This window comes from Nocardia amamiensis NBRC 102102 (assembly GCF_001612745.1).
GTDB lineage: Bacteria > Actinomycetota > Actinomycetes > Mycobacteriales > Mycobacteriaceae > Nocardia > Nocardia amamiensis.
The window spans coordinates 17,535-36,569 of the sequence record NZ_BDBA01000013.1 but is presented as its reverse complement, the minus strand read 5'-3'; the positions used below and the strand labels follow the sequence as shown (position 1 = coordinate 36,569).

General features: G+C 65.6%; 23 protein-coding genes and 1 pseudogene. 10 read left to right on the top strand and 14 right to left on the bottom strand.

Features of this window, described 5'->3' with window-relative positions:
* The 3 genes from NA4_RS03835 to NA4_RS03825 form a co-directional block, all read right to left on the bottom strand.
* On the bottom strand, nt 1-900 hold a 900-nt coding region (locus NA4_RS03835; RefSeq protein WP_444980031.1), incomplete at its 3' end, for a WXG100 family type VII secretion target.
* A complete protein-coding gene (locus NA4_RS03830) occupies nt 893-1,327 on the bottom strand; it encodes a hypothetical protein (protein ID WP_084496785.1) in 435 nt (144 codons plus the stop codon). The genes NA4_RS03835 and NA4_RS03830, both read right to left, overlap by 8 nt.
* Nucleotides 1,328-1,368: 41 nt before the next feature.
* Nucleotides 1,369-2,079: an alpha/beta hydrolase gene (locus NA4_RS03825; protein ID WP_067463915.1), complete on the bottom strand. Its 711-nt coding sequence runs from the start codon at nt 2,077-2,079 to the stop codon at nt 1,369-1,371.
* 108 nt (nt 2,080-2,187) lie between these two features.
* Between NA4_RS03825 and NA4_RS03820 the strand changes: the two genes are divergently transcribed.
* Nucleotides 2,188-3,099, top strand: coding sequence for an SMP-30/gluconolactonase/LRE family protein (locus NA4_RS03820; protein WP_067463912.1), 912 nt, complete (start codon nt 2,188-2,190; stop codon nt 3,097-3,099).
* A gap of 510 nt (nt 3,100-3,609) precedes the next feature.
* The gene (locus NA4_RS03815) at nt 3,610-5,289 is read left to right on the top strand and encodes a CocE/NonD family hydrolase C-terminal non-catalytic domain-containing protein (protein ID WP_218022247.1); all 1,680 of its coding nucleotides are present in this window, start codon (nt 3,610-3,612) and stop codon (nt 5,287-5,289) included.
* Between the two features lie 87 nt (nt 5,290-5,376).
* Here NA4_RS03815 and NA4_RS03810 read toward each other — a convergent pair whose 3' ends face one another.
* The gene (locus NA4_RS03810) at nt 5,377-5,721 is read right to left on the bottom strand and encodes a nitroreductase/quinone reductase family protein (protein WP_245671088.1); all 345 of its coding nucleotides are present in this window, start codon (nt 5,719-5,721) and stop codon (nt 5,377-5,379) included.
* 253 nt (nt 5,722-5,974) lie between these two features.
* Between NA4_RS03810 and NA4_RS03805 the strand changes: the two genes are divergently transcribed.
* Complete coding sequence (locus tag NA4_RS03805) at nt 5,975-7,075, top strand: 4Fe-4S binding protein (protein WP_067463903.1); 1,101 nt, start codon at nt 5,975-5,977, stop codon at nt 7,073-7,075.
* Nucleotides 7,076-7,201: 126 nt separating this feature from the next.
* Here NA4_RS03805 and NA4_RS03800 read toward each other — a convergent pair whose 3' ends face one another.
* From NA4_RS03800 to NA4_RS03790, 3 genes are all read right to left on the bottom strand, one after another.
* Nucleotides 7,202-7,708 carry a GNAT family N-acetyltransferase gene (locus tag NA4_RS03800; protein ID WP_067463900.1) on the bottom strand — a complete coding sequence of 169 codons (507 nt, stop codon included), beginning with the start codon at nt 7,706-7,708 and terminating at the stop codon, nt 7,202-7,204.
* 134 nt (nt 7,709-7,842) lie between these two features.
* On the bottom strand, nt 7,843-8,151 hold the full coding sequence (locus tag NA4_RS03795; protein ID WP_067463898.1) for an antibiotic biosynthesis monooxygenase family protein: 309 nt from the start codon (nt 8,149-8,151) through the stop codon (nt 7,843-7,845).
* Between the two features lie 214 nt (nt 8,152-8,365).
* Complete coding sequence (locus NA4_RS03790) at nt 8,366-8,833, bottom strand: nitroreductase/quinone reductase family protein (protein WP_084496783.1); 468 nt, start codon at nt 8,831-8,833, stop codon at nt 8,366-8,368.
* A 70-nt stretch (nt 8,834-8,903) separates the two neighbouring features.
* Here NA4_RS03790 and NA4_RS03785 point away from each other — a divergent pair, with 70 nt between their 5' ends.
* Nucleotides 8,904-9,362 (top strand): MarR family winged helix-turn-helix transcriptional regulator, encoded by a 459-nt coding sequence (locus tag NA4_RS03785; RefSeq protein WP_169810972.1) that lies wholly within the window; start codon nt 8,904-8,906, stop codon nt 9,360-9,362.
* Between the two features lie 263 nt (nt 9,363-9,625).
* Here the strand turns inward: NA4_RS03785 and NA4_RS03780 are convergent, their stop codons facing one another.
* Nucleotides 9,626-10,624 carry a helix-turn-helix transcriptional regulator gene (locus NA4_RS03780; protein ID WP_067463918.1) on the bottom strand — a complete coding sequence of 333 codons (999 nt, stop codon included), beginning with the start codon at nt 10,622-10,624 and terminating at the stop codon, nt 9,626-9,628.
* A gap of 96 nt (nt 10,625-10,720) precedes the next feature.
* Between NA4_RS03780 and NA4_RS03775 the strand changes: the two genes are divergently transcribed.
* Nucleotides 10,721-11,866 carry an epoxide hydrolase family protein gene (locus NA4_RS03775; RefSeq protein ID WP_067463892.1) on the top strand — a complete coding sequence of 382 codons (1,146 nt, stop codon included), beginning with the start codon at nt 10,721-10,723 and terminating at the stop codon, nt 11,864-11,866.
* A 374-nt stretch (nt 11,867-12,240) separates the two neighbouring features.
* On the opposite strand, the gene NA4_RS03770 is transcribed toward NA4_RS03775, so the two are convergent.
* From NA4_RS03770 to NA4_RS03760, 3 genes are read right to left on the bottom strand one after another with little or no spacing between them, the layout of a single operon-like run.
* Nucleotides 12,241-12,618, bottom strand: coding sequence for a hypothetical protein (locus NA4_RS03770; RefSeq protein WP_157128784.1), 378 nt, complete (start codon nt 12,616-12,618; stop codon nt 12,241-12,243).
* Nucleotides 12,619-12,660: 42 nt separating this feature from the next.
* Nucleotides 12,661-13,578 carry a hypothetical protein gene (locus NA4_RS03765; RefSeq protein WP_157128783.1) on the bottom strand — a complete coding sequence of 306 codons (918 nt, stop codon included), beginning with the start codon at nt 13,576-13,578 and terminating at the stop codon, nt 12,661-12,663.
* Nucleotides 13,568-13,885: a hypothetical protein gene (locus NA4_RS03760; protein ID WP_067463883.1), complete on the bottom strand. Its 318-nt coding sequence runs from the start codon at nt 13,883-13,885 to the stop codon at nt 13,568-13,570. Before NA4_RS03760 ends, NA4_RS03765 begins: the two co-directional genes overlap by 11 nt.
* A 235-nt stretch (nt 13,886-14,120) precedes the next feature.
* On the opposite strand from NA4_RS03760, the pseudogene NA4_RS42430 reads away from it, so the two are divergent.
* Together NA4_RS42430 and NA4_RS03755 are read left to right on the top strand one after the other, a co-directional pair.
* A pseudogene (locus NA4_RS42430) lies at nt 14,121-14,267 on the top strand (polymorphic toxin type 37 domain-containing protein); the annotation flags it as partial.
* Nucleotides 14,264-14,569 (top strand): hypothetical protein, encoded by a 306-nt coding sequence (locus NA4_RS03755; protein WP_067463880.1) that lies wholly within the window; start codon nt 14,264-14,266, stop codon nt 14,567-14,569. The pseudogene NA4_RS42430 and the gene NA4_RS03755, both read left to right, overlap by 4 nt.
* Before the next feature lie 81 nt (nt 14,570-14,650).
* Here NA4_RS03755 and NA4_RS03750 read toward each other — a convergent pair whose 3' ends face one another.
* The 3 genes from NA4_RS03750 to NA4_RS03740 all read right to left on the bottom strand — a co-directional run bounded on the left by NA4_RS03750 (nt 14,651) and on the right by NA4_RS03740 (nt 17,100).
* Nucleotides 14,651-15,922 carry an MFS transporter gene (locus NA4_RS03750; RefSeq protein ID WP_067463877.1) on the bottom strand — a complete coding sequence of 424 codons (1,272 nt, stop codon included), beginning with the start codon at nt 15,920-15,922 and terminating at the stop codon, nt 14,651-14,653.
* A gap of 96 nt (nt 15,923-16,018) precedes the next feature.
* A complete protein-coding gene (locus NA4_RS03745) occupies nt 16,019-16,225 on the bottom strand; it encodes a DUF397 domain-containing protein (protein ID WP_067463874.1) in 207 nt (68 codons plus the stop codon).
* Complete coding sequence (locus NA4_RS03740) at nt 16,222-17,100, bottom strand: helix-turn-helix domain-containing protein (RefSeq protein WP_067463871.1); 879 nt, start codon at nt 17,098-17,100, stop codon at nt 16,222-16,224. The genes NA4_RS03745 and NA4_RS03740 overlap by 4 nt, the downstream gene beginning before the upstream one ends.
* A gap of 255 nt (nt 17,101-17,355) precedes the next feature.
* Between NA4_RS03740 and NA4_RS03735 the strand changes: the two genes are divergently transcribed.
* From NA4_RS03735 to NA4_RS43580, 3 genes are all read left to right on the top strand, one after another.
* On the top strand, nt 17,356-17,814 hold the full coding sequence (locus tag NA4_RS03735; protein ID WP_067463868.1) for a hypothetical protein: 459 nt from the start codon (nt 17,356-17,358) through the stop codon (nt 17,812-17,814).
* Between the two features lie 31 nt (nt 17,815-17,845).
* Entirely contained in the window at nt 17,846-18,277 is a 432-nt protein-coding gene (locus NA4_RS03730; RefSeq protein WP_067463866.1) for a DUF4254 domain-containing protein, read from the top strand.
* A 164-nt stretch (nt 18,278-18,441) separates the two neighbouring features.
* Nucleotides 18,442-19,029 carry a DUF3558 domain-containing protein gene (locus NA4_RS43580; RefSeq protein ID WP_157128782.1) on the top strand — a complete coding sequence of 196 codons (588 nt, stop codon included), beginning with the start codon at nt 18,442-18,444 and terminating at the stop codon, nt 19,027-19,029.
* Nucleotides 19,030-19,035: the final 6 nt, after the last annotated feature.

Genomic DNA, 19,035 nt, shown 5'->3' with positions numbered 1-19,035 from the left:
GGATGCGCTCATGGTGGGAACGGCGCGGATTCCGGACGCGGCCGGGACCGTCGAGATCGGCGTCTCGGCGGCGGGTACGACGCGGGGCGTGGTCGTCGGAGCGTCGCCCGCGATGGGGGTGCCGGTCGGTGTGACTCCCGCGGTTGTCGTCGGGTTGTCGTCGGTGAGGGGCTGAGCGGTTGGCGCCGTGCTCGAGCTCGGTCCCGCTGTCCGGCTGAGATCTTGCGGGGCGCCTTCGAGCGAAAGTGACTGTGTGTCAAGGGAAATCGAGTCGACCCCGGTGATTCTACTCGCCGGTGCGGCAGTGGACGGGGCGGATGCCGGGTCGTCCAGCTCGTCGGGGAACGCGGGCACGTCGGTGCCGGTTCGGATGAACACGCCCGCGTAGATATCGTTCATCGCGCGCACGACATCCTGACGTGCGTGCTCGCTTGCCTTCTGGCCCTCTACATTGCTGGTTGCCTGGTCCGGATCCAGTAGCGCCGCACCCAGATCCGGCGTGCTGTCGGCGGGTTCGGATACCGCGGCACGCAGCGCCTCCGCCGCGTCGCTCGCCTGTCCGAGGCGCTGCGAGACCTCGGCGAAGACGTCGGCGAGGTCTTGGCCGCTCTGCTCGAACACGCGCACCACCGCGTCCGCGTTCTCGGCGGCGGCTCCGCGCCAGCCATCGGCGATCGTGGCGCGAATCTCGTTGTGCGCCTGGAAGATCGCGTCGGCGAGCTGCGCCGCGGCGTCGCCCCAGGCCTGCTGCCCACCCGCGAGTACGCCGGGATGCATCAGCTGGACCTTGGCGTGGATCTCGGCATGGGTGAGGTTGTCGAAGACCTCGACGTTGGGCGAGTAGGCGGGGTCGGTGCGCCGGTGTGTGGCCCGCTCACCGGCGCGCGGCATCTTACGCATGAGCGGCTCCTGTCACGTCGATCCGCTCGACCGCCACGGCGAGCGCCTGGTCGGCGTTCTGGTACGCAGCGGCGGCGGCACGGAAGGTCTGCGCGAGTTCCCGTGCGGCGGTGGCGTATTCGGCCAGCCGGGCGATCGCTCCGTCGGCCTTGCGCTCGAAACCGCCGCGCAGCGCGTCACCCGAGGCGAATCCGCCGAAACCGGGCAGCGACGTGGCTGCGCTCAGAATACGAAGCTGTGCCTCTACCCGGTCGGCGAGCTGCTCGTACTGCCGTGCGCACCGTTCGTGTGCGCCGTCGGCGACCAGCAGGCCGTCGATCCACAGCGAGCCGTCGTCGACCGCCCGGTTCAGCGCGGCGACGTCGATACCGGGCGCCGTGACCTCTGCGGGTGGCTCTCCGCCGAACCCGTTCTCCTGCGATGGCATCTGTCGCCGTCCCCCTTCCTCATCCGAAGAGCGTGTTCGGTTCAGTGATGTCGTGCCAGCCCCACTACGACATCGTGTATCCAGTTCGCGATGTCGGCAGTGACCCGCGCGTGCACCGGCTCGTGCAGCAGGTCGTGCCCTGCATCGGTGTACCCACGCAAATCTACCGATTCGTGGCGGCTAGTCCATACCCTGATCGCATCGATCGGTGCGCGCCGATCATCCACACCGTGCACCGCGAGCACCGGAAGTTCGCGTGGCAGCGGCGTTCCCGGCGCGCCTGGCGCTCCACCGCCGAGCGCGCGCTTCGGGACGCCGGACAGTACGAGTCCCGCCAGCTCCCGCGCGGGCAAGGCGGGTCGCAGCGGGTAGTCCGACGCGGACGCGGCCGAATCCGCTGGATCCGGCACCGCGGCGCCGAGCATGGCCAGCGCCGTGACCGCGCCGAGCGAGTGGCCCATCAAGATCACCGGCCGCGGCTGCGCAGCCCGGACCAACTCGACCAACCGCGTCGCGTCATCCACCAGTTCGACCAAGCTGCCCGGCCGTCGTGGGTCGCCCTCGCTCAGCCCGTGTCCGGCGGTGTCCAACACCCACACCTCGGCCGCGGCGGAGTTCATGGCGCGGGCGAAGCGGTGATAGTGACCGCTGTGCTGACCGATTCCGGGTAACAAGACGACGCTGTACAGCGCGTTCTCTATCGGCCACCGCCGATAGTGCATCCGGCCGCGAGCGCCGTCGAAGAAGGGCATGCACCGATAGTGCCAAAGATCGTGTCGCTGATGGGACCGCACAATTTCCGGTGAAAGGCGGTTACACTGCGCGGCGACCCGCCCCTTATCCCGAGTCCGAGGTGCCCGTTGCGAACCTTCTGCCGTCCAGGGGCCTTGCTCTTGTCCGCCGCGGCGGTTGCCGTTGCCGGAGCGTTCGCGCCGGTCGCCACCGCCGCGCCGCCGGTCGCTTCCTGTGCGCCCGCCGTGGCGGCTACCGCGGTGCCCGCCGGGCTGCCGGTGCTCGACTGGGCGGAGAACCTGGGGTACGACGCGCAGGGCAATCTGTGGGTTTCCCGGCTGTACCGCAACGAGGTCCAGCGCTACGACGCCGCGGGCACGCTGACCGCGACCGTTCCGGTGGAATTCCCCGGCGCGGTCCGGCTCGGCCCGGATGGACTGCTCTACGTCGTCTACGGTGACGCGCCGGTCAGCGTCGTCCGCCCCGGCGGGGTGATCCGCTTCGATCCGAGCGCGGCCGCGCCGAAGCCGGAGATCTTCGTCTCCGGCTTCACGATGCCGAACGGCGCGGCATTCGACCCGGCCGGAAACCTTTATGTCGCGACCCTTTCCGGCGTGGTCAAGGTACGTCCGGACGGAGTTGTCGACGCCGCGTGGAGCGAGGCGGTGGCCGGGCCTGCCGCCAACGGCGCCGCCGTCCACGACGGCGTGCTCTACGTGACCGCCAACGGCGGCCCGCTGGGCCGGATCATCCGCATCCCGCTCGCCGCGCCCGCCGCCCGCAGCGCCGTCGCCGACCTGTCCTCGCCGCTGCCCGGCCTGCCGGATTTCGCCGACGATCTCCTCGTCGACCAGGCGGGCGTCCTCTATGTGACGACACTCGCAGGCCAATTGGTTCGCGTCGATCCCGCCACCGGCGCCGCGTGCGCCGTTCTCAACGGCCAGCCCATGACCGCTGTCACCGCGGTTCCCGGCAGCCCCGATGAACTTCTCGCAAGTACCGAGGTCGGCACGATCCTGCGAATCCGCTTGTCCCACTGATCAACTGGCCGACAGGTATCGGATATCGGTGGTCGGCTGTCCGCATCGATAGCGGGGTGGGTGCGAGGCTCCGGAGATGTTTTTCTCGGATACCGAATGTGTGTCAGGCTGCCTTGCCGGGAAAATCGGTCAACTCCGGATATTGCGAGTGGTTTTCTTCGCGCCGGTTCGTTGATCCTGGCTGTTCCAGAATTCGAGTTCGTTTCGATTCGGACTGAACCGCTGGACGAGGCTTTCTTCGAATCCGCGGGATGTTGTCGGGGCGTTCGTACTGGTGGGCTACGTGTCTCGCCGAAATGCATACATCGTCGAATCCCGTGAATTCATCATGTGACATGTCAAGCTATGGACCGGATGCAGTTTCCATAACTGGCAGGAAGGAATCGTATGTCGCAAGGCGATTCGGTCATCGGAATCACGTCCGAAGAGGTCGCTCGGATCTCCGTCGAAGGGGCTTGGGATGATCAGGGCGCGGTTCGCCCGGAAGCTGTTCATTTCGCTTCGAATTTGGTGGCTGCGGTCAAAAAACGCAGTGGCGCGGGACTGGTGCCCGACGACGTGGGCGAGTTGGTGAATCAGGCGTTGAACTTTGTTGTGCCGACGTTTCCGCGTATCGAGGCCGAAGATGGGACCGGCCTGTCGGCGCACATGCTGCGGCAGGTCACGACACGGCCGTGCCCGCTGGTGATCATTCCTGCTGGATGGACGCCGGTGGGGTGGCCGTTGTTCGAGTACGCGTACCTCACGCTCGCGGTCAAGGGCTACCACGTGCTGGCCTACACCCCACGCGGAATCGGCTGGTCATCGGTGCCGGGCACGAACCTGCCGTGGTTGGGCACGTCCGAAGGCACTGTCCATGTCGCCGGTCGACTGGACCGCACGGACGGCATAACGGTGCTCGAATACGCGATAGCCGCGTGCGCCCCCAGCGGCGTCGCGTTCATGGGCGAGTCATACGGTTCCGGCATCAGCCAGTTGGTGGCCGCACACGACGACCGGGTCGACGTGGTCGTCGCCCTCAGTACCTGGGGAAACCTCGCTACCAGCCTGTTCGACAACGGCACCCGCCACCTCCGGGCCGTCGAGGCGCTGGTCAGCCTGACCGGGGGTGCGAAAGAGGACAAGTTCGACGACGAGGCGCTGGATATCCTGGCGAAGTTCGCCGAGGGCCGGGAAATGCAAGACGTCGTGGATTGGGGCACCGAGCGCTCGCCGGAGACCTACATCGATGGCGACACCCGTGCCGTTCCGACTCTCTTTTCCAACACCTGGCATGAGGGACTCTTCCCCGTCAATCAGGTTCTGGAAACTTTCGACAAGCTCCGCGAACCCAAACGGCTGAACATGTGGATCGGCGATCACGCGGCCCCGGAAGGCCCTGGCCTGATCGCTCCGCCCGCGCCGGGCGCCGGGCCGAATCTGCCGCTGTCGGAGGCGTATGCCTGGCTCGACCACTACCTCAAAGGCGACGACAACGGCGTGGACAGCTGGCCGCAGATCAGCAACCAGGTCATGTTCACCTACGTGACGACCCCGGCAGACGGCCAGAACGTGATCATCGAGCCGGCACGGCGGGAGGAGCGGGCGTCGTGGGGCGAGGTCACCGAAGATTTCGAATCACTGAGCCTGACCGATGAGCGCGAAGGCGGCGACGGAGCGCTGATCGGGAACGACACATCCGGCTGGCGGCGCAGCTTCACTGTCGGCGACGAGCCCGAGGTCGTTGCGATGGACAAGCTCGTGACGACCGGCCAGGAGGAGTGGTCCGGCAACCCCAAGCTCTACCGGACGAACGACATCGACCGCAGCCATGCCCTGGTCTGGTCGACCGAGCCGCTGGACGGATCGAACAGTGGCGTAGCCAGACGGATTCGCGGAATCCCGCGGTTGCAAGTGACTGTCGAGAGCGCCGCGAAGTCCGCGACGGTGGTGGCCTACCTGCTCGATGTCGATGAAAACGGTACCGGCCGGATCATCACGCACGAGCCGAAGACCCTCGAACCGGGCATGCCCGACAGCGTCGCCTGGGAGTTGCAGGCAGCCGCCTACGACGTGCCGGACGGTCACCGGCTGATGCTGGTCATCGATGGTATGGACCCCCTCTATTCCACCGCCAATACGATCGGCTCGACGATTACCATCAGCTCCTCCGAGGGCGCCCCCGCCGCCCTGGAGCTGCCACTCGGCTGACGCATGTGGCCCGGTCTCGCACGGAGGCCGGGCCACGCCGCAGTCGACGGGTATTGCGTTGCCGCCGCGAAACGGGATTGCCGCAGGCTATTCGCTGTCGCTCAAGCGGACCTGGACGCTGACGCGGCCCTTGTCATCGCGGCGGGCGACGGCATGCCCAGATCGTTCGACGCCATCCAGCCGCAGCGAGAGTGGCCCGCCCGCGCCGAGAAAGTTGCGCCACCACGTCTTCCGGTCCGGCAGGGCCACATTGATCGTGACTTCGTCGCCGGAGCGCCGGAATGCCACCGGTGTGGTGATCGTCCGCCCGGATCGCCGGCCGATGTAGGTGACCTCCGTGATGTTCCGGCCCACCAGCGGCCCGATCCACGGCGCCTTGGTGAGTGCCATGAACCCGGCGTTGAATCCGCGCGCTACCGCTCCGAACGCCATACTCAGCTCCATCGGTTGTCGTGATTGCCCGAACGTCGAATCCCAACCTAGTGCGCTCTCGGCGATGGAGCAGGGTAAGTGACGTTCCGGAACGACGGCCGTCCAACGAGATACGCGGATGCGGTCCAGCGGACGGTCACGTGTTGGTGTGTCTCTGGACGTCGACGGATACGCAAGCCGGCGATGAGTTTCGGTGACTGCCGGGGTCTAACTTGGTGAGGCCGTTCCGGTCTCGTGGAATCAGGAGGGACCGATGTCGACGGACCAGGAACCGACGAGGCGGCGGCTTGCCGACCACCCGACCGTCAAACGGATGACCGAGCGGGCGCGGACGACGCCTGATCCGGTCGTGACCACCGCACGCCTGCGGGAGATCTGCCTCGCCGCGGGCGCGGACGATGTGGGCTTCGTCCCGGTCGACGATCCGAGGGTGGCGGCAGAATTCGAGCACGCGCGTGGGATTCTGCCCACGGCCCGTACATTCGTGGCGTTTTGTGTCCGGATGAATCGCGACAATCTGCGCAGTCCTCTGCGCAGCCTCGCCAATACCGAGTTCAACCATGCCGACGACGAAACCAACGCAGTGTCGCGCCGTATCACCAGGGCGCTCCAAGATGCCGGCTACCGCGCTGTCTACCCCGCGCCGGGATACCCGATGGAGGTCCATCAGTTCCCCGGGCGCATCTGGGTCATCGCCCACAAGGTGGTAGCGCAGGCCGCGGGCTTGGGCGTCATGGGTATACACCGCAACGTCATTCACCCGAAATTCGGCAACTTCATCCTGCTCGGCACAGTCGTCACGGATGCCGTAGTAGACGAGCCGAGCGCGGCCCTGGAGTTCAACCCGTGTCTCGAGTGCAAGCTGTGCGTGTCCGCGTGCCCGGTCGGTGCGATCACCAACGATGGTGGTTTCGACTTCCAGGCGTGCTACACGCACAACTATCGAGAGTTCATGGGCGGCTTCACCGATTGGGCCGAAACCATCGCCGACAGCGCTGACCGCGACGAGTATCGCGAACGCGTCACCACGGGCGAGTCGTTCTCGATGTGGCAGAGCCTGTCGTTCAAACCCAGCTACAAGGCGGGTTACTGTATGGCCGTCTGCCCGGCCGGCGAGGACGTGATCGGCGCCTTCCTCGACGACCGGAAGGGACACCTCGACGAGGTCGTGCGTCCGTTGCAGAACAAAGAGGAACCCGTCTACGTGCTACCGGGATCGGCCGCCGAGGAGCACGTCTCTCGCCGGTTTCCGAACAAGAACCCGAAGCCGGTCACCAATGGTTTCCCGGACGAGGTCAACGCACTGCTCGACCAGATCGGCCCCCGGCCGCGCCCGCGTAACGCCTCGGACTGACCACTCGGTACCAGGTCCGGCGCTGCTCGAATACCACTACGTCGCATACACTCTCGCCCGTCTGCCTCGGGCTGGGATAGTTGACTTGCTGATGGCCCGATGGTGGTACTGCTGATCTCGCACGGTTCAGGCATCGCGCATCAGGTAGACCAGCTCACCTCGTTCATCGCAAATACTGTGGTGACGGTGGAAACCGATCTTCTCCAGAACTCGAAATGACGGCTGGTTCCACACCCGTACGGTCGACCACAGGCGTCGCCGACCGGTCGCGAACGCCGCTTCGACAACCGCTCGGGCTGCCTCCGTCGCATAGCCCTGACCCTGCGCACTGCGAAGTAATTCGTAGGCGATCTCCGGCTCATCGAAGCTGCCGCGCCCGACAATCAAGCCGCAATAGCCGATCCGGTCCTGCTCGGCTCGGCGCCGTACCGAGAGCAAGCCGAAACCGTCCTCCATTGCCCGAACCCGCTGACGGATCAGGCTCCCTCGCACATCGGCGAAAGTGGCAGTCGTGCCGCCGTCACGCTCACCGAGCACTCGCAGAGTGCATTCCGTGTCTTCCGGGCCGCGCAGGCGCAGGGACAACCTTTCTGTCTCGATCGAGAACGACATCGGCTGATGCTGATTCGACATCACGCCCCTCCTCCGCGGTCCACGCGCATGACGATCGTGCCACCGAGATCGCCCACTGTCACAGGCGCGCTACTCGGTTCACGCTCGAGGCGGCTCGATGATAAGAGGACATGGCCGAGGTTTCGGGCACGAGATCACAGGTATTCGGCTACGACCTGGTAGAGGGCCGGGTTTGCGCTGGCGACTTTTCTGGCAGCGTCCACCGATTCGAGGACGACCGGGTTCGCTCCGGCGGCCTCGCAGGCTTCGGCACTGTCCCAGTGCGCGACGTTGACGAGTTGGAATCGGGTATCGGGCAGGAGCGCCCGGTGCAGGCGTACTTCACGGAAACCCGGCGCCTCGCGCATGATCCTCGCGCGTTCGTGCCAGTTCTCGACGAATTCATCGATCTCGTCGGCGGGTATTTCGAAGACGTTGATGAAGGTGATTCCGTTGTCCGTCATACGCGTCCCTCTTCGCTGGTGGAAATCCTTGTGGACAAGTCTCTTCATGCCCGCGTGACCACTCAAGGACTTCCTACCCACAGATCCGGACACAACGTGTCTTCGTCCGTTGGAGCGCACCGGTCCGGCACTGGTCACCGAAAGCGCGCAGCCGCAGGCGACGTACACCGGACAGCCAGGCAAGGGCCCTTCGGAGCTGCGGAATGGGCGTGGGTCATCCCTCTTCGGCGGGAACCAGGCGAACGACCGGGAGGACGCGATCGGTGGCCTGCTGATACTTCGCGTAGCGCGGCTGTGCCGCGGTGATCCGCTCCCAGGCGGCCGCTCTGGCCGCGCCGGTGAGTTGCGCAGGCACCACGCGAATCGTGCGACCGGGAAACTCGGCCCAGACCTGGTCCGGGTGCGCCGCGATGTTGTGGAACCACGCGGGATTACCTCGAGCTCCGGCCGCCGACGCGACGATCAGCCACGCGTCCTCGCCATCCGGGAACCAGGAAAGCGCGGTCTGCCGCTCCTGTCCCGTCTTGGCTCCTTTTGTGGTGAGGACGAGCACGTCCATCCCCTGAAACTTCCCGCCTTTGCGCCGATGCCAGTTCATCATCCGTTTGCTGAGCCATCGAGTGACCGGCCCGGCGGACTGGTTGCGGCGGCCATGGGTTCCGCGCTTGCCTTCGAACGCCATGCGCCCGATGTTACTTTCCTCAGCAATACTTGTCGAGGAAACTATTCCGGGATCGGCTACATTGTCCGGCATGAGCCGACCGAGCCCCGCCATGCTCAGCTGGCGCAACCTCCACCTGGTCCATGCCGCGGTGCGACAGCGGCTGGACGCCCGCCTCGCCGCGGAGGCCGCGTGCTCGCTCGTCGAGCACGACCTGATGGCATGGCTGGCAACAGATCCGGCTGGCCTGCGGATGAGCGATTTGGCGGAGGCGCTCGCCGTCACCCCCGGCGGGCTGACGCGGATCGTGGATCGATTGGCGAAACGCGCGTGGGTGGTCCGTGGACCGGTGGAGCGCAACCGCCGCGAGGTGCGAGCCATGCTGTCTCCCGAGGGGCGTGTCGCGCTGCGCAATGCCCGTCGCGTCTACGGTTCGGTCCTCGCGGAAATGCTGGCGGCGCCGCTGACCGAGGAGGAGCTGGAAACCCTCGGCCGATTGTCCGGCAAGGTGCTCGACGGGATCATGACGAAGCGACAACAGCAGACCTGAACTCGCCGGATTCGGTACGCAAGGTTCAGATCGGCGCGCGGACCATCGGCATCGGCTGGGGCGACCGGACGCGGGACGTGCGTCGTTGGGGCAGAGTAGTCCGCACCACGTGATCGAAGTCCACGTACACGGCAGCACGTCGGTCGTCGGCCCGTCATCGTGGCGACGGGCCTGCCCCACGGTCCGGCACCAGTGTGTGCAGGTATTCGCTTACCGAGCTGGTCTGCCTGACGGTTCGGCACGAGTCGTGTGCAGGTATTCGCTTACCGAGCTGGTCTGCCGCCGGTGCGCCGCCCCGGGGTCGCGGTCACCGCGCGGTCGATCCGTTCTGCGATGGCGCGCAGTCGCTCGATCAGCTCCGGTGGTTCGTGCACCTGGAAGTCGACGCCGAGCCCGAGTAGCCTGTGCGCCAACCATTCCGGCGAATCGTCGCGCACGGTATCGACCCGGCAGGAGTCCGCGTCGATCGCGACGACCTCGCCTTCGCCGTCGCCCAGCCGGCCCGCGACTCGCTCGGCGGGCGCTCGGATGGTCAATCGCAGCCGGAACACCGGGGTGCCCCAGTCGGTTCGGCGTCCTGCGACATACGCGGCGGCGTCGGCGGCGGGCAGTGGACGCGGGGTGAACCGTGCGGCGGTGGGCTGTGGACGGGAGATCCGGTCGACGCGATAGACCCGCCAGTCGGCGCGGTCGAGGTCGTAGCCGAGCAAATACCACCGCCGCCGCGCGGGCACCAGGCCCATGGGCTCGGCATTGCGCCGGGTCTCGGTGCCCGCCTCGTCACGGTAGGCGAAACGCACCCGTTCCCGGTTGGTCACGGTCGCGGCGAGTGTGGCGAGTACTTCCGGGTCCACCGCGGGGCCGTGGCCGGTGGACGGGACAAGGGCGGTGCCGAGGACGCGCACCCGGCGCCGCAACTTCGCGGGCAGCACCTGCTCCAGTTTGGCCAGGGCACGGACCGAGGCTTCCTCGATTCCGGCCACGGCGGACCCGGCGGCGGCGCGCAACCCGACCGCGATGGCGACGGCTTCGTCGTCCTCGACCAGCAGCGGCGGCATGGCCGCGCCCGCTACCAGCCGGTAGCCGCCCGCCGCGCCCAGCGTCGCGGCCACCGGATAGCCGAGTTCGCGCAGGCGGTCGATATCGCGGCGCACCGTGCGGTCGGTGACGCCGAGGCGTTCGGCCAGTTCGCTGCCCGGCCATTCGCGCGGAGTCTGCAGCAGCGACAGCAGGCGGAGCAATCGGGCGGGGGTGTCGTTCACGAAATCCAGAATCGCAGAAATATAGGACCTGAACAGTCCTAGATGCTTCCTAATGTCGTGGTTGTTCCGCAGGACGACCGGCAAGGAGCCGCACCGATGACCAGCAACACCGACATCCGCCCGTTCCGCATCGAGATCCCGCAGGCCGATCTGGACGACCTGAATGACCGGCTCGCCCGCACCCGCTGGTCGGCCCAGCTGCCCGGCACGGGTTGGGATCGCGGTGTGCCGGTCGAGTACCTGCGCGAGTTGGCCGAGTACTGGCGGACCGAGTTCGACTGGCGTGCGCAGGAAGTGGCGCTCAACAAGTTCCCGCAGTTCATCACGAACATCGACGGCCTCGACGTGCATTTCCTGCACGTGCGCTCGCCGGAGCCGGACGCCACGCCGCTGATCCTCACCCACGGCTGGCCGAACTCGTTCGTCGAATTCACCGAGACCATCGGCTTGCTGGCCGATCCGCGCGCGCACGGTCTCGACCCGGCGCGAGCCTTCCACGTCGTGGTCCCTTCGGTCCCGGGCTTCGCGTTCTCCGAAGGACCGCGTGAACCGGGCATGACGCCGGGGAAGGTAGCCGAGATGTGGCTGGTCCTGATGGACCGGCTCGGCTACCAGCGCTTCGGCGCCCAGGGCGGCGACCTCGGCGCCTACGTTGCGCCCGAACTCGCCATTGCCGCGCCGGACCGGGTGATCGGCGTGCACCTCGACGGCGGAATCGGGATGCCCACCGAGGCCGACGTGCCCACCATGACCCCGGACGAACGCGCCGAGTGGGACCTCATGCAGACCTGGATGACCGGCGGCCTGGACCACCACGTACTGCTGCACTACGCGCCGCAGACCTTCGCACACGCCTGGACCGACTCCCCGGCGGGTCTACTCGGCTGGCTGATGCAGAAGTTCACCGAGTTCGCCCCGCTCGCCGACCGCGTCGAGGACGTGATCAGCCGTGACCACCTGCTGACCAACATCAGCCTGTACTGGTTCACCAACACCGCGGCCTCATCGTCTTGGCCGATGTACAACGGTCTCAGCGACGGCGGTTTCGCCTGGCCGAAGGGTCAGAAACTGGTGCCCACCGGCACGTACGGCGGCGGTTCCGCGCTGATGCGGCGGCTCGCCGAACAGGACCACACCATCGTGCATTGGCCGGAGGGCAATACCGGCAACCACTTCGTGGCGATGGAATGCCCGGACACGCACGTCGCGGACATCCGCGCGTTCTTCGCCCTGCTGCGCTGAGTACCCGGCAGCGGCAACGCATCTGATGATTCGGTGCGGTGCCGCTCGGCCGTCGCCGAGCGGCATCAGCCGTGTCGGCATTCCACTTCATGGGGATTGCAATCCCGGCCATGCGTGTGCGCTTCGCGCGTTCCCAGTACGCAACACTCACCGCGCACCTGGACCAGCTGATCGCGCCGTGGCTGGATCGGAGGACGACCGGACTGCATACGCCGCCGTGCCCGACAGTCCGGCGCCAGCGATCTGCCTGCGCCTGACTCCTACGACCCGAACTCCACGACTACGACCCCGGTCTGGACAGGGACGAACTGTGGGTCGTTCCGCGGTTGGTTACACTGGTGCCGCTCCGAGCTGTCCCATCTTGTGGTTCGGGCTTATTCGGGTGCGTAGAGCTCAGGCACGAACAGCGCTTCGGCGCCGGCGCGGGTATAGAGCTTCCGTTGCAGGGAGCGAAGGATCGTGATCGCTTCGGTGTCACGTATCGCGTTGACGAGTTGGAACTCGACGCCCGCGCCGAACAGGTCGCTGCCGAAGGCCAGTTCGCTGAGGAACAGCACCCTGGCGGTCTCGACATCGGTCAGCATGGCTCCGTCGTGGACCGCACGACGGAGCCTGATGGTCTCCTCCTTGAACCGGCCACGGTCGGTAAAACCGAGTGCGCGCACCGGAATCGGTGCGCTTGCCGATACTCCGACCCAGCTGGCCAGAGCCCCGTCCACGAAATCGCGTTCCGCGGGCGTCAGCTTCGACATATCGAATTCCAACGGTATCTCTCCTGAAGTCGTTGTCACTGCTTACCGATTACCGCCAGGTTTTCCGGGAGGCGTCCCTCCGGTGCCACCGGGAACTCGGCCAGGGTCGAGTGATGGATCCGTCGTCTGGTTGGTGAGGCGGATGAACTCGCCCAATGGATCATCCGGCCGGTAGACGGTGCCGTGATCAGTAGTGCTGGGGTCGATCATGACGATGAACCCGTCGTAGCTCATCATGACGGGGTTGCCGACTTTGTCCTTGCCCAGTCGCTCCATTTGTGGACCTTGGATGATCTGATAAACCTTCTCCGCGAGCTCATCTTGGGTCATTCCCTTGAAGTCCTTGCGGTGCTTGCCCCAGGCGTGACCGTAGGCGATTTCCTGAGCCATCCTCATGCCCGGATCGTTGCTCCACCCGCCCGGCGGTTGGGCGAGACCGTCATTGGCGGCCTGGAACAGGATCTCTGTCGACTCGAGTAGTTGGAGTCTCTCGTTGGCGTCGGCGATCTTCGCGCCCCACTGGGCATCGGCCGCCGCCAGAGCCGACACCAGGCCGTTCAGCCGTGCGAGCTGCGTGCCCGCTTCCGAACTCCAGTCATCGACACCGGTGATGCTCCAGTCGTCGGCGACCGTGACCGGTGAGGTGACGTAATGCTGGAAAATGGTTTTGATCTCCGCCAGCGGGTACCCCATGTCGCGGGCAGCGCCCGCGCAGGCGGTACCGAGGTCGTAGAACGCTGCGGCGATTGTGCGCATCTGCATTTGCTCGCGGTCGGCCTTGTTCTCGGCCGCATCGCGGGCTTGTCCCTGCCACGGCAGGTCGCGGATAACGGAATGCATCGAGTTCGACGTCTTCAGGATCACGTCCGCGATCTGGTTGGACCTGTCCGCGATGTCGGCCAGCGCCGAGACGTCCCAGCCCAGCACGGCCCCCGGTGCGGGTGTCGCTCTAGTTACCATCGCGGGCACCGGTCGGGATCAGATCGGTCACCGCGGCCAGCTGGGAGGCGGCCGCCATGTCGTCGTCGCGGTAGGTGCTCGCCGCATGCTCGAGAAGCTGCGAGAACTGGGTGAACCGGGCTTTCAACGTTTCGCGCGCTTGGGCCGCCAACGGGGTCGTCTGCCCGATACTGTGCCCGACCGCGGATCCATTCAACTTCCCGTCGACCTGGTCGGCGCCCAAAGACGCAGCTCCGTCTATCTCTGTAGGCAACACCGCCAATGCCTGCGCCGCCGTCCGCAGGCTCTCCGTATTGACCTCGAACACAACGATTCCCCCACTCCAACTCGACTCTCGTCCGGCGCGACCCAGCCTAGTTCATCGTGTCAGCCAGTCATCGCGAACATCTCACGTCAACACGTTTCTCGAGGACAGCGAACCCTTTGAGGGCCCGCGACTTCGCTTCTATCCGCCCACAAACCCCACATGTGTTGCGGCAAAACGAGATATCGACATCACGAGCGCCATCGTCGGCGGAATCGTCGCCGCCGACACCGGCACCGGACCTCGCCCCGGTCCGCTGGATGCCGATGGCAGGGTGTGGGTTCCGACCGGCCAGGGCTCGACCGCGCATGGCGGCCCGCACTGGGACGTGCAAGAGAAGAATGGAGGTTATACGAACTTGTATCCAGGCGGGAAGTCGCGATGAACGGCACCGGCAACGTGGTTCTCGAGGCCACCGGCGTCACCTACTATTCGCCGCAGGACGAGGCGGCCTTCTTCGGGTGGCTCGACAAGATCCCTTGCGTCGAGTCGTACCAAGGAAGAGTGCGCACCTTGTACCTCACCGTCGATCTCGCCGCCGTTGATGAAGACGGATTGCGCGAAATCGTTGCGCTCTACCGCAGTTACAACATCGACCTGAAGGAATTACGAGTCCTCGATGCGGACCGGGTCGGACCCTGGTTCAGCGACCCCGCTCGCTGGTGGTACGAGGAAGTCTTCGGGTAGGACCTCGAGCGCGTCGTCGGCTTGGAACGTACGTGGTCGAATGCGCGTGACCGAAAAGCTACACACTCTGGCGCTGATCCTTCAGTGATGGTTGGCCCGTCGCGCGAGGTCGGCATGAGGTAGAGCTCGCCACGGCAGCAGCAGTGGACTTGCCAGCAAGGTGACCGCAGCACAGGCGATGGCGGTGCGGGTGCTGGTCGTGGCTGCCAGCAGGCCGCCAGCGGCGATGAACGCGGGTTGGAAGGTCTTGGCGCTGATCGACCAGGCGGCGCCGACGCGGGCCATGTGATCGTCGGTGGTGGCGTTCATGCGGTAGGTGCTGAAGACCGGGTTGAAGACCCCGGCGCAGAACAGCAGCAGGCTGTCGGCGGTCGTGATAATGATCAGTCCAGCGGTGCCCGGTCCGGCGACGAGCATGAGTCCCAGCCAGCAGGTGCGCAAGGTCCCGAAGCCGAGCAGCACCGCGCGGTCGCCGAACCGGACCACCAGCCTCGGTGCGCATAGCGAGCCGAGCAGCCCGCCCAGAGTCGGCAGGCCGAGCGCCAGGCCGTACTGCCAGGGGGCGAAGTGCAACTCCCGAAGCATCAGCAGCGCCATCAGCGGGCTAGTGAGCATAAGGGCACCGCCGAAGAGCATGGCGTTCCAGAACAGCCTGTATAGGACGGGGTGGGTGAAGATGTAAGTCCATCCGCTGCGGATCTCGGTCGCCCAATGATGTTCGGGGCGTTGATGATCCGGTGTGGGTTCGGGGGTGGTGATACTGCGTAGACCAAGCGCGGACAGCAGATAGCTGACGGCGTCGATGAGGACGGTGACGGTGGCGCCGAACATCGAGATGAGTGCGCCGCCGATCGGGGCGCCGATCGTAGCGACCGTCCAGAACATCGTTTCGAGTCGGCTGTTGGCACGTATCCGAACCTGTTCGGGCACCAACGATTTCACATAGGCACCGTTGGCGGCGTTGAACACGATGCTGCACAGGGTGCTGATCGCCGCCACCACGCACAACTGCGCATAACTCAGCACACCCAGCCAGGCGGCCAGCGGGACACCGGCCAGCACGGCGAACGACACCAGGTTGGCGTGTACCATCACCGCGCGCTTGCGGCGGAACTCGACGAACGGCCCCAACGGGAGTGCGACGGCCGCGGCGGCGACCCCGGATAGCGCCACCATCATCGTCACCTGCAGATCCGACGCATGCACCATCAGGATCGCGACCAAGGGCAGTGCCCCGGTGCCGAGCGCGGTACCGAGATGACTGACCGTGGCCGAGCTCCAGAGCCGGTAGAAATCCGGCGGCAATCGAGCCGTGGTTTCATTGGTTGTTCGACGCTCGGCGGCGGTAGGCACCCGAATCCACAGGTGCCAACCCCGCCCGAGCCGCGCGGACGACGGACGAGAGGCCTCGAATCTGCTGGGATTCAAGGGCTCTCGTCGCATTTGAAGCTACTGCCGGTGGAACTCCCCGCCCATGACCCCGGTGGTGAAAGCGTCCCATTCGCCAGGGGTGAAGACCAGTGCCGGACCGGTCGGGTTCTTGCTGTCACGTACGCCAACCGTGCCGTTGTGAAGGAAGGCGACCTCGACGCAGTCGGCGTGAGTGCCGCTACGGCTGCTCTTGAACCACTTGGCTCCGGATAGGTCGGCAGTCATACTGAGAACTCCTTCGCTACCTGCCGCAGCAGGCTCCTGCTCTCTGTCTCATCCAGCGCCGCCCGCTGAATACTGTCGTGCACGTCATCGTACCGTTGCAGGTCATCCCGTCTTTCCAGGAACATGCATCCGGTGAAAGTCTCCAGGTAGACGACAGGAGGCGAGACCGGCACGCCTTTGGCGTCCTGGTCGAACTGAAGGATTGCGAACTGTCCGATGGGATTACCGACGGGTGCGCCAGCCGAGAAGGGCAGGATACGGAGTGTCACATTCGGAAGCTTCCCGATCTCGGCAAGGTGCCGAATCTGTGCGGCCATGACCTTGTGCCCACCGACGAGGCTGCGCACCGCCGCCTCGTGCAGCACAACATCCAGCACAAGGGGCCGATGCCTTCTGGTGAGAATGGTCTGGCGTTTCATCCGAAGCTCGACGCGGCGGCCGTGTTCAGCACTGCTCTCGGAGGGGTTTGCCGTTTCGATGAGAGCGCGGGCGTACTCAGGGGTCTGGAGCAGACCGAGTACCAGAGAGGGTTGGTATGTGGTCAGCTTCCGCGCAGCTGTCTCCAGTCCGACATAGACATCGAAGTTCACGGGGATGAGGTTCCCGTATTCGTGCCACCAGTTCCTCTCGCCACCTTGCTGAAGTAGCCCGATCATCGCTTCGGTCATCTCCCGCGACATCTCAAGCACTTCGCATATCGCGTGTAGCTCATGAACTTTCATCCGTGTCGATATGCCCATCTCGACACGCTGCAACACCGATGAACTTACCCCTGTCAGTTCGGCCACCCCCTCCTGCGAGAGATTGAGCGCCGTCCGCGCCTCGCGCAGGTATCGGCCGAGCTGCCGCCTCGGCAAAGTTGATCCGCTGTCCATGATGAAACCCCCTACCTCGACTGTGAAGACCGCCCGTACTGGGTGAAAAGATGCTGCGAACTGGGGGCCGCTCTGGCCTTTTGTACGGAAGCGATTGGGCTACCCAGTTTTCGGACGTGGTGCAGGTCAGCAGTGCTGTGCTTGACCTGCGTCCGGCTGGGAACCTACTCCAATTCCGTTCTCCGATCTGGTGTTTATCCGAATCCTGCCAGCGGCCCTGCGCACACTACCGATCGCCCCGCAGGAGGTACACCGATGCATGCGCCCACCGAGGTCATACAGCGATCCAACTACTACCGGCACGCCTGTGGACTGCCGTGCTTTGTCGACCCCGAGGCGCACCGCATCGTGCTACGCGCGGGAGTTCCGGTGGGTGCGGTGACGATGCCTGCGCACTGGGGAGAATCGGTCCGTGACCGGCTTACCCATCAGGGATTGCGCGGGCCGGTCGTCTGGCACCGTTCGCAGCGGTGGACCTTCTTGACCAGGGCGGAGCCACCAGAGTTGGCGGGCGACCACGTCATTGCGGCGCGGTTGATGCGGCTGAGCGCATCGATCGTCCCGGCGGGCGGTGAGATTGCGTTACCAGGACCGGCCGACGAGCTGGCGGGTTATCGGCGGTGGGTGGTCCCACCGCGCGACCCCTACCGCCCCAACATGACCACAGTTGTGGAGACGTTGCTGGATTGTGCCGCAAAGGCAGTGCGCCGATGAACGGTCCACATCGCTACCGGAGGGGCACGCCATGATCGCAAGCGATCCGTTGCCGTCCAAACACCAACTTCTGCGGGCCTGCCGGGGCGATATCGCCGATGATCATCCGCTACTGCGTTTCGCCCATGAACTGTCCTGCTTGCACGAGCGACGCCTGTGCGCGAACCGCGACACCGCCGACGAGATCGATCTTTTGCGCACTCGCCTCGTCCGTGACATCGACCGCTGGGTTATCGCGCAACTCCCGCCATCGCATGGCGCGGCCTTGGTCCATACCGAGACCGTGGGTGCGGTCATCGACCGCCTGGGCCAGCTCACCGCCTGCGCATACGCCGCACTGGCCAGTACATCCCCCGGTGAACTGGGCGATGTCTGGGAACGCCTCGCCGAACTGGCCATCGGCTACGAGGACATGGCGGCGGAAGTGCGTACCGGGCGTCGGCGTTTGCCCGGCGGGCCATAGGGGCGGTCACGCGGGTTGCTCCGCTGCGCATCACCGCCCGAAGCGCGTTGCCGCGCTTGCCGCCTCGCTGAACCCAACGGTAGAGTCGACCGAAGTCACGGGGGCGGAGGAGCCGGTCCGGCCCAGGGCAGAAGCACTAGCCATCACCGGCAGTGAGGGAGCCGATGACGAGCAGGGGGAATACTCTTCGAGCTATCGCTCTGGCGGTCGGTGCTGCGCTGGTGCTAGCCGCATGCGGGAATAGTTCTGACGGGACGCCGACCGCGACCGGACAGAACACGTCCGCAACCGCCAACGCCTCCACCGTGCAAACGTCGCCCGCTAAGGACGCGGCTCCGTGGGATCCGTGCACGCTGCCGGACGATGCTGCACGGGCAACCGGATTGGACCCTGCCAGCAAGAAACAGGGCACTGCTGGCGTCGAGTTCGACGGGTGGAAGACATGCTCTTGGCGGGCAGGGGCACGTTGGTACAGCCTCAGCATTCTCGCGGGGACTCCGACTCTGCGGGAGGTAGAGGAGCGCCGGGATTTCAATGAGTTCAAGTCCTTGAGTATCGGCGGTCATCGCGCAGTTCAATTCGGACGCGCAAGCGATCCGGAACGTCTGGGCTGCACTGTCGCTATCGAGGTTCCGGGAGGCACAGTGATGTTCGACGTGCTTGGTCGCTATAGTGAACCTAGACAAGAGGATCCGTGCATTGTAGCCGTAAGGCATTCAAGCGATCTAGTCAAACATTTGCCGCAGGGGTAGAGGAAA

Excerpts from the sequence above, each read along its gene's own strand:
- NA4_RS03830 (WP_084496785.1), bottom strand. The coding sequence starts at position 1,327 with ATGCCATCGCAGGAGAACGGGTTCGGCGGAGAGCCACCCGCAGAGGTC.
- NA4_RS03825 (WP_067463915.1), bottom strand. The coding sequence starts at position 2,079 with ATGCCCTTCTTCGACGGCGCTCGCGGCCGGATGCACTATCGGCGGTGG.
- NA4_RS03810 (WP_245671088.1), bottom strand. The coding sequence starts at position 5,721 with ATGGCGTTCGGAGCGGTAGCGCGCGGATTCAACGCCGGGTTCATGGCA.
- NA4_RS03805 (WP_067463903.1), top strand. The coding sequence starts at position 5,975 with ATGTCGACGGACCAGGAACCGACGAGGCGGCGGCTTGCCGACCACCCG.
- NA4_RS03800 (WP_067463900.1), bottom strand. The coding sequence starts at position 7,708 with ATGTCGAATCAGCATCAGCCGATGTCGTTCTCGATCGAGACAGAAAGG.
- NA4_RS03795 (WP_067463898.1), bottom strand. The coding sequence starts at position 8,151 with ATGACGGACAACGGAATCACCTTCATCAACGTCTTCGAAATACCCGCC.
- NA4_RS03790 (WP_084496783.1), bottom strand. The coding sequence starts at position 8,833 with ATGGCGTTCGAAGGCAAGCGCGGAACCCATGGCCGCCGCAACCAGTCC.
- NA4_RS03785 (WP_169810972.1), top strand. The coding sequence starts at position 8,904 with ATGAGCCGACCGAGCCCCGCCATGCTCAGCTGGCGCAACCTCCACCTG.
- NA4_RS03775 (WP_067463892.1), top strand. The coding sequence starts at position 10,721 with ATGACCAGCAACACCGACATCCGCCCGTTCCGCATCGAGATCCCGCAG.
- NA4_RS03770 (WP_157128784.1), bottom strand. The coding sequence starts at position 12,618 with ATGTCGAAGCTGACGCCCGCGGAACGCGATTTCGTGGACGGGGCTCTG.
- NA4_RS03765 (WP_157128783.1), bottom strand. The coding sequence starts at position 13,578 with ATGGTAACTAGAGCGACACCCGCACCGGGGGCCGTGCTGGGCTGGGAC.
- NA4_RS03755 (WP_067463880.1), top strand. The coding sequence starts at position 14,264 with ATGAACGGCACCGGCAACGTGGTTCTCGAGGCCACCGGCGTCACCTAC.
- NA4_RS03745 (WP_067463874.1), bottom strand. The coding sequence starts at position 16,225 with ATGACTGCCGACCTATCCGGAGCCAAGTGGTTCAAGAGCAGCCGTAGC.
- NA4_RS03740 (WP_067463871.1), bottom strand. The coding sequence starts at position 17,100 with ATGGACAGCGGATCAACTTTGCCGAGGCGGCAGCTCGGCCGATACCTG.
- NA4_RS03735 (WP_067463868.1), top strand. The coding sequence starts at position 17,356 with ATGCATGCGCCCACCGAGGTCATACAGCGATCCAACTACTACCGGCAC.
- NA4_RS03730 (WP_067463866.1), top strand. The coding sequence starts at position 17,846 with ATGATCGCAAGCGATCCGTTGCCGTCCAAACACCAACTTCTGCGGGCC.
- NA4_RS43580 (WP_157128782.1), top strand. The coding sequence starts at position 18,442 with ATGACGAGCAGGGGGAATACTCTTCGAGCTATCGCTCTGGCGGTCGGT.